The following is a 1102-nucleotide window of genomic DNA, read 5'->3' on the forward strand; positions in this document are numbered from 1 at the left end:
AACTATTATTATCTGAATTTATTGATGTATACAGGGATAAGTTAATAGAGTTCAAAAGTCAAACAGAAAACAAGCGTTCTAATTTTGCTTATGCAATAATAGATAATAAAACTAAAGAAGTATTTCTTGCAAAAAGTTTAAAATTATTACATTCTAAATTACTTGAAAAAGGGATTTTAGATAAAATGCTGAGCCTTGAAAGTTATGATTATACCAAGATTAATAATTTTAAGAAAAAAGAAAAAACTAATCAGTGTATGAATTTTACAGTTTATAGAAAAATTCCGCTGAATGAAATTAATGAATTGGTTTTATAATGTTATTTGGAAAGAAGAAAATTAGCTTAATCCTAAATTTTAAACTTTTATAAAATGTTTAATCTATTTTTTACAAATTATGGTTTGATAAATATTTTTAAGTATTTAAACCTAAACCTCAGACCATAATTTGTTCTATATTTTTTATTACTAAAACATAGTTTAACAGGTATTGATACTAATAGATTATATATTGTCGTTTTAATGTCATTTCTACTTTTTAAAAAGAAAATAAATGAATTAATTGTTATCATACTTTTACAAATTATGGCTTAATAAAATTATTTAAGTATTTAAACGAACCTCAGGCTATAATTTGTTAAACAACTTTCCTTACTGAATAAATATAATTAACAACAAAATCATTATACTTAATTCTAGTAAAATTCTATTCTATCTTTTTTCCTAAGATTAAAACTACGGTTTTCAAATTATATTGATTAAACATACAATTTAATTAAGCTTGATAAAGCTATTACGAATGTGCTTCTATACCGCTCAAAATAATTATTAGAATTAGTTTTAGAATACTTTTACAAATAATAGTCTGACAAATATATTTAAGTATTTAAATCAAATCATCAGACCATAATTTGTATTTCATACTTCTCAATGTCTCCTTCTTAGTAAAATTTAAATTTTATCTATATTTGAAGAAAAGTTTTCTAAAGGAAAATGAAGTTCTGAGACGTTTTTTATCAAAAAATTATACTATGGAGCACCACTAAAATAAAAAACCCCGCAAAATCAATGACTTACGAGGTTATTTGTGGAGACGCCGAGTA

General features: G+C 22.7%; 1 protein-coding gene. It reads left to right on the forward strand.

Features of this window, described 5'->3' with window-relative positions; translation table 11 throughout:
- Positions 1–317, forward strand: a 317-nt coding sequence (locus Q0881_RS17705) for a hypothetical protein (protein ID WP_299163288.1), incomplete at its 5' end; no start/stop codon positions are given.
- Positions 318–1102 lie beyond the last annotated feature (785 nt).

The sequence above is a fragment of the uncultured Tenacibaculum sp. genome (assembly GCF_947494125.1).
In the GTDB taxonomy this organism is placed as follows: Bacteria; Bacteroidota; Bacteroidia; order Flavobacteriales; family Flavobacteriaceae; genus Polaribacter.